This window comes from Candidatus Babeliales bacterium (assembly GCA_016929235.1).
Lineage (GTDB): Bacteria > Babelota > Babeliae > Babelales > JABCYS01 > JAFGJD01.
Map to the genome: position 1 here is coordinate 47,000 of JAFGJD010000006.1, position 7,655 is coordinate 54,654.

General features: G+C 42.8%; 6 protein-coding genes. 1 reads left to right on the forward strand and 5 read right to left on the reverse strand.

The window, feature by feature from the left end:
- Positions 1-392: 392 nt before the first annotated feature.
- Entirely contained in the window at positions 393-2,648 is a 2,256-nt protein-coding gene (topA, locus tag JW872_03385) for a type I DNA topoisomerase (GenBank protein ID MBN1549677.1), read from the forward strand.
- On the opposite strand, the gene JW872_03390 is transcribed toward topA, so the two are convergent.
- The 5 genes from JW872_03390 to JW872_03410 form a co-directional block, all read right to left on the reverse strand.
- Complete coding sequence (locus JW872_03390) at positions 2,622-4,463, reverse strand: heparinase II/III family protein (GenBank protein ID MBN1549678.1); 1,842 nt, start codon at positions 4,461-4,463, stop codon at positions 2,622-2,624. The two genes, topA and JW872_03390, sit on opposite strands and share 27 nt — an antisense overlap.
- Before the next feature lie 11 nt (positions 4,464-4,474).
- Positions 4,475-4,960 carry a ferritin gene (locus JW872_03395; GenBank protein ID MBN1549679.1) on the reverse strand — a complete coding sequence of 162 codons (486 nt, stop codon included), beginning with the start codon at positions 4,958-4,960 and terminating at the stop codon, positions 4,475-4,477.
- A gap of 9 nt (positions 4,961-4,969) precedes the next feature.
- Entirely contained in the window at positions 4,970-5,332 is a 363-nt protein-coding gene (locus JW872_03400; protein MBN1549680.1) for a hypothetical protein, read from the reverse strand.
- Complete coding sequence (gene metG, locus JW872_03405; protein ID MBN1549681.1) at positions 5,322-6,866, reverse strand: methionine--tRNA ligase; 1,545 nt, start codon at positions 6,864-6,866, stop codon at positions 5,322-5,324. The genes JW872_03400 and metG overlap by 11 nt, the downstream gene beginning before the upstream one ends.
- Positions 6,867-6,977: 111 nt before the next feature.
- Positions 6,978-7,271 (reverse strand): hypothetical protein, encoded by a 294-nt coding sequence (locus JW872_03410; protein MBN1549682.1) that lies wholly within the window; start codon positions 7,269-7,271, stop codon positions 6,978-6,980.
- Between the last annotated feature and the right edge of the window lie 384 nt (positions 7,272-7,655).

The window sequence follows — 7,655 nt, forward strand, 5'->3', positions numbered from 1 at the left end:
GTACTCTACCAACAGTACCTACAAACATACAATCCCCGCACACGAATCTACCCCAAGCCACAACTCAATAGCAAAAGCCAATCATACACTATTAGTAACGATTAATAAGAACAAAGAAACCCTTCTCTACCATGATGGCAACGCATGCAAACCCGTCTCAATCATAAAACCGAGACAGGATCTCGAAAAAGCCTATCACTTTGTGATAGCGCCCCGCATACCAAGATATGCCTTGACTTTTAGAAATTATAATTTTTAAGCTGATAGGGAGTAGAGAGGAGTCGCATAGTGGTATACATGGGCTCTCACGTTGAAAAATGTAATACAATAGGCTACAGTGACTTCTCTTTATTATTTTCTGGAGAATCTGCCTCAAGCACTCATAGGAATACATGAAGAAGCTCTTAATTGTCGAGTCTCCCGCTAAAATCAAAACCCTGTCCAAGATCTTGGGTAAGGATTTTAAGATTATGTCCACCCTTGGACATATCATGGATTTGCCACGAAAGAGCATCGGTGTTGAAATTACCAAATCAGATATCAAGCTCGAGTATGTTCCCATAGAGGACAAAGAAAAGATTATTGCTGATATTGTAAAGGCAGCCAAGACTGCTGATGAAATCTATCTGGCTCCTGACCCTGATCGTGAGGGTGAAATCATTGCATGGCACGTTGAACAAGAAATCAAGAAGGCAACTAAAGGCAGCAAGAAAAAGATCCACAGAATCGGGTTCAATGAAATTACAAAGTCTGCAGTTGAAGAAGCGATCAACAATCCTGAAAAAGTAGACCTGCACCGTGTAGCCGCTCAACAGGCGCGTCGTGTGCTCGATCGTTGGGTTGGATACGAAGTGTCACCCATCTTGTGGCAAAAGATCAAAGCAGGATTATCTGCAGGCCGAGTGCAATCGGTTGCTCTCAAAATTATCTGCGAACGTGAACAGGCAATTCGTGATTTTAAACCAGAAGAATATTGGACTATTGAAGGCTTGTTCAAACAAGCCAAGGCAAGCCTATCAGCAATGCTTACCCATATCAGTAAAAAGAAAGCTGATATTAAAAATGAAAAAGCTGCTAACAAGATTCTCGATGACCTTAAGAAAACAGAATTCGCCGTTGAATCAATTGTGGATAAACAACGCTCAAAAAATCCGCTTCCACCCTTCATGACAAGTACGCTTCAGCAGGCCGCACACAATCAACTTGGCTTCTCGGTTAAACGAACTATGCAAGTTGCACAAAAACTTTATGAAGGCATTCCGTTAAAAGATCCTGATCACCCTGTTGCACTGATTACATATATGAGAACTGACTCGCTCCGTCTTTCAGAAACAGCGCTCAAGCAGGCTCGCTCATACATAGGATCACAGTTTGAGAAAGCATATCTTCCACAAAAAGCAAACGTATTTTCCAAAAAAAGTAAAAGTAAAACGCAAGATGCCCATGAAGCGATTCGTCCGATCGACGTGGCGCTAACACCCACAATACTTCGTCAATATCTAGGTGCAGATGAAATCAAATTATATGAACTGATTTGGAAACGATGCGTTGCCAGTCAAATGACACCAGCACAGTATGCCCAACGCCAAGTTACCATTCAAGGCGGTAAATACACATTTAAAACAACTGGATCCACATTAATCTTTGATGGTTTTTTGAAGGTATACAAGGATGACGAAGATAAGGATGAAACAACAATTATTCCAAAAGAGCTTGAAGAGAAGCAACCAATCGAACTTACCAAAACAGATCCCAAACAACATTTTACCCAACCACCACCACGTTTTAATGAAAGTTCACTAGTAAAAGAGCTAGAAAAAGAAGGCATTGGTCGCCCAAGTACCTATGCATCCATTATCAGCACCATACAAGCGCGTGATTATACAGAGCTCGATGATCGAAAACGATTTGTACCAACTGAATTAGGTATGACCGTTTCAAAATTGCTCAGTGATAACCTTCCTAAAATTATGAAGATTTCGTTTACAGCACAGATGGAACAGGAGCTTGACAAGATTGAGCATGAAAAATTGGACCGTGATAAATTACTCCGAACCTTCTATCAAGAATTCGAAGAGGATCTTGAAGAGTTTCGAGGCAAACGAAAACGCACAGCCGAGAAAACTGATATCACCTGTCCAAAATGTAAGGAAGGTAAGTTATTGATCAGGTTTGGAAGGGCGGGCTCATTCCTAGGATGTAGCACGTATCCAACATGTGATTTCACAACCAATTTCAAGCGAGATGAAGATGGCAAAATAGAAATTGTCGAGACCATCCACCCTACCGTCCTCAAAGAAAAGTGCCCCGAATGCGGTGAGCCCCTCAGGCGCATAGTTGGTAAGTGTGGAGAATTTATTTCATGCAGCGGCTATCCAAAATGTAAGTATGTCCATCAGCAATATGCATCGTTTAAATGCCCGCAAGACAAGGGCGACGTTGCAAAGCGCTGCTGGAAAGGTGGAACGTTCTGGGGCTGTGTAAACTATCCAGACTGTAAGTTTGCAATCTTCAGCGATATTGAAGAGAAACCGTGTCCACAGTGTAAGAAGCCATATCTAATGAAGAAGACTAACAAAGAAGGCAATACGATACTTCATTGCACAAAAGAATGTGGTTATTCACATCCACAAAAAGCGAAAAAGTAACGTCTGACAGACACTACGACCACAAATTGCAGCACATCGCATTTTTGAGCCATATTTCTGGGCATACCATGCATCCACAATCTCCGTATCCCCTTCAACATGCAGAGCCACCTTAGCCCCTGATATGTTTGATTGCAGTATGATTAGATTCCCATCACGCGAAGCCATTACTGACGGCCCAATAATAAAATTCCATGTCGTATCAACTGCATCATCACCGGTCCACTGGTCCACAATGTTCAGTGATTGCCCATCGCACACAAGAGTCCTCGTTGCTCTTCTGCTACCAGACATCCACGATGTCTGCAACACGTCTGTTACACCCACAGTTCGCTCAGGAAGAGTAAGCGCAAATAACCGCTCATCAAATGGAACCGGTTCTTCACCCGTTTTCCAGAATGTATTATGCACAGTAACTGAGCGAAACCGATTCCGCCATATACCTGACGGCGTATATAGATAGCTTCCAGGATCAACAATAAAAGGTTCATCATCAACCGCAAGTGTTATGCTTCCCATATCATTGTGGAAATGACCAGACGGCTGCTGTGATTGATATGCATGATGACGCAAACTTACATGCAGATGTTCTGTTTTTATGACCGACACTCCAAACTGACGGTACAATTTCGTGCCGTATTTTTTTTCATTAGATTGCATCGCTTGAAGAATCTTATCCGTAATGCCATAGTGCAGCAGTTTACCCGAATCATCATCACCGATCTGAATCAATGACGCTGGGCACCAGACCATGAAATCAAACATGCGTCGTAATTTTTTTTCAAACGATAGGGAGAGCTGAATACTAGATTCCTGCAGCAATAGCCCGGCATGATAAAAAAGTTCCGTTACCAAACCATGATATGCGGTAGACCCTTCGTAATCGGCGCCCTCGTCAAACACTTGTTTTTCAAACTCAGTTTCAATCTCTTTAGTAACCCATGATAATTTTTGATCAACACCAGGCCACAAATTAAAAAACCAACATAACGACAAGTATCCAACAAGATCTGATAGATAATGGTTTGACGTGCGACCATCATACACTTCCCAATTATGCTCTAGATAGAGCATATGATTGTAAAGAGATTCGACAAGCGTTTGCCAAAATGAACCCGGAATAGATGTTACATCTTTAAAAAAATGCACCCCAACAATCATGTTGTATGCACGAATACCCACATCCATAGGACATATCCAATTCGGCCCTAAAAGATATGGATTGCGTTCTATCCAATCAGACGCATGCTCTTGAAATGCATCAACATACCGCTGCTCACCCGTCTCGCGATATGCCAAACCAAGCACAAGTAGATGCTGAAGTCGTGAAAGCTCCCACGGAATTTTGATATCTTTGCACAATGTTTCTGTTGTACCGGATGTGATAATAATGTCTCGGTAAAATACAGACGAATCAAATGTCACGTCACTGCCAGGCGATTGATTCTGCAATCGAAAATCGTCATGCCACGGTATACGATCAAACGTAAGAGGCCCTGAACCTAGCAGGTCAAATGTCTTATTCACGTACGCATCCGCCTGCTCAATCAGACCAGCCGGTCGATCATAGAGCGCATCTAGATATGGCAATGATAACGTCGAGATACGCTTCCATTCGTGTTCAAATAAACCAAGATTATGTCGTGAAGCAATCTGCTCCCAAATGTAGTGAGCCGTTCCATCTACTGCTTGTTTGCGAATTTTCCTTTGATACCAAGATGTACTTACGCGTTGGCGAACAATGCCAACCGTTTTAAGAGGGCCATATTCCCAGGTTTTTTTTATATAGTGCGGAATACGAGAAAACGAAATCACACCGTCCCCGTTTAGCTACGAGACGCCATCCATTGATCAATCACAAGCAATGCTGCGCCATTTGTCGCAAGCTCAAGTTTGTCCACAACTTCCTGTGCTGATGCTTCTTCTTCGACTTGTTCGGCAACAAACCATTGGAGAAAGTTTTCAGTTGCAATATCATTATGAGTGCGAGCATCTGCAACCAAACCATCTATCAATGAACTTACATAACACTCATGCTTGTACGCAGCCTCAAACACATCTAGCGGAGAGGCCCAAGATCCCTTAGGAACATCTATTTTCGAAAGTGCCACGTTACCGCCACGATCGATCACGTACTGAAATATTTTCATCGCATGCCCTACTTCTTCCTTAGCTTGCAGTTTCAGCCAATGAGCCATCCCCATTAACCCTGCTTGGGCACAATAAGCTGCCATCGCTAGATAAATATAAGAAGAATGCAGCTCTGCATTGATCTGTTTATTAAGCGCATCTTGCATTTGTGATTTCAACATGAGAACTCCTTATCGCAAACGTGTCCCGTTTGGTACATGTCCAGTTATAGTCGTTATGTGAGGAGTGCCATCTTCATCTCCTGCACACAGAATCATGCCATGGGATTCAAATCCCATCATGGCACGTGGAGCTAAATTATACACAAATACGCCCTGCTTATCGACAAGGTCAGCCGGTTCAAAAAAGGAACGCAGCCCTGCAAGAATCTGGCGATTCCCCAGCTCACCAAAATCAACCTCCAAACGATACAATTTTTTAGACTTGGGAACGTCCTCGCACGCCACAATTGTTCCAACACGCAGCTCAACCTTTGCCACGTCGTTAATAGTGATCGTTGTATCGATTACCGACTGTTCAGTCTTAGTCTCCATGAGCTATTCCTGACTTTTCGAATAAGGTTGGTATCTTCTTTAATGTAAACACATGGCACCATGCACCAGCCATCTGTTCGATGTTATCGATTCCTGGCTGAATGATGATCGAGTATCCAAGCGCATCAAGCAGCACCATCATTTTATCAGGCATTACCGGCAATAAAATAACGCCTATCGTTTTGAGTGCATGACAGGTTGCTGCAATTCGGTCTGCAAATGCGGCCTTATCATTCTTAACAAGCTTCCATGGTTCTTGTGCATGGAAAAATGCATTCGTTTGATTGATGAACTTCCAGACGTGTCCGAGAGCTTGGTGATAAAGACATCCATCCATTGCCTCACAATAGGCAAGTAACATAGCATTGGCATGATTGCGCAATTCGTGTGCCTCTGGTGACCATGTATCAGGAGCTTCAACCTTCTCTAGATCATATCGTAATGAAAGGCTCAATGTCCGGTTCAAGAGATTACCAAGATCGTTGGCAAGATCAGTTTCAATCTTTTGTTCGAGTTCGGTATCACTAAAATCACCATCATGCGTTACCGCCATCTGGCGCACAAGATAATAGCGAACCGGATCGACTCCGTACGTTGCTTGTAATTCCATAGGATCAACAACGTTACCAAACGATTTTGACATCTTCTGTTTGTTTACGGTAATCCATCCATGCACCAACATATGCTTTGGAAGTGCAAGATTGGATGCCATCAGGAATGCAGGCCAATAAACTGCATGGAATCTCAAGATATCTTTTGCCATGACATGCAAATTGGCAGGCCACCATTTTTCAAACATTGCTTTTTTGGAGGGATCACCATAACCAACACCTGTAATATAGTTATTGAGTGCATCCGCCCACACGTACACAACGTGCTTGGGATCACCCGGGAATGGAATTCCCCATTTAACTGTTGTACGCGAAATGCTTAAATCCTTAAGCCCTCCCTTCACAAATGAAATCACTTCGTTAAGCCGCTCACGAGGAATCACAAATTCAGGGCACTCTTCATAAAAAGTAAGAAGTCGATCCTGATACTTGGAAAGTTTAAAGAAGTAGCTCTCTTCAGACACCAACTGCGTTGCACGACCACATGATGGACATGGTGGCGCATCATCTTGCGTATCGACAAAGGTTTCACATGGCGTACAATACCAGCCTTTATAAAAATCTTTATAGATATCACCCTTATCAATCAGGTCTTGCAACCACTGCTGTACCGCTTTAATGTGATGCGTATCTGTAGTTCGAATAAAGTGATCATACTCGATATTGTAAGCTTTCCACGCATCCTTATAAGCAGGGATAAAGCTATCGACAAACACTTGTGGTTCCTTGCCAGCTTTCTCTGCAGCCTGGGCAATCTTTTGGCCGTGCTCGTCCGTTCCAGTCAGAAAGAAAACCTCCTTACCCTTGAGCTTATTCCAGCGTGCCGCTACATCAGCAAGCAGAGTAGAATACAGCGACCCAAGATGAGGTTTAGCAGTCCCATAATAGATGGGAGTCGTAACATAAAAAGTTGATGGTTTCACGTTATATCTCCGTGTCTTGGCACCATATATGTGTGATTCGGCAGCGTCTCACAGAGTGAGCGTATTACGCAAAAAAAGCAACTTTAATAAAAAGCATACGATCACAAAATCCTAGCGAGTCGCATGTTTCGGACTCATATATACCTGTAGATAATATTCGGCAATATCAGGTCGCTTTATTTCGTGACGTATAAATTCCAGAAAATCACCCTTTCTGTCATTAGGTACGCTCCAAACATGTTCAATGCCCTTATCAAATCGCTTCAGGCAATATTCCAATTGTGCAAGGCGAATACAATTAAGATTTGCCCCATCTACCAATAACTCATCCCCCATCTCAAGGTTTTCAGGATTATGCTGGTATGCAAGTGCCCGCTCAAGAAAATGCGTCAAGGATTCGTTCATAGATGGAGGCTGATAACCCTGCAAACATCTTTGGTACAACCTAAAAAATGAGTTCGGATCATAAGTTTCCATAGCACTGCACGACAATCCTATGCACAATAGAGATGAAATCCATAGAGTTCTATTCATAATAGAAAGCTCCCCATACAATAAAACAGGCGGTGTTCCATCAATTCAGAAATAGCCAGTCTCCAACACCCTTAGAAACCGATTATCTACACCAAAACTACCCCGCTCTTAAAGAAACCCACGCCTTCTCTAAGATATTTCTATTAATATGCTCTTTAAAAAAGCTAAAATTACTCATTCTTTTCGGCCAAGAATCCACTTGAGCCTGAAGCTCAGCAGACATCACCTCGAGACGCACATCCTGGCGCGATGGCA

Bases quoted from the DNA above. Each gene is read 5' to 3' on its own strand.
- topA (MBN1549677.1), top strand. From the start codon at position 393: ATGAAGAAGCTCTTAATTGTCGAGTCTCCCGCTAAAATCAAAACCCTG.
- JW872_03395 (MBN1549679.1), bottom strand. From the start codon at position 4,960: ATGTTGAAATCACAAATGCAAGATGCGCTTAATAAACAGATCAATGCA.
- JW872_03400 (MBN1549680.1), bottom strand. From the start codon at position 5,332: ATGGAGACTAAGACTGAACAGTCGGTAATCGATACAACGATCACTATT.
- JW872_03410 (MBN1549682.1), bottom strand. From the start codon at position 7,271: ATGAACGAATCCTTGACGCATTTTCTTGAGCGGGCACTTGCATACCAG.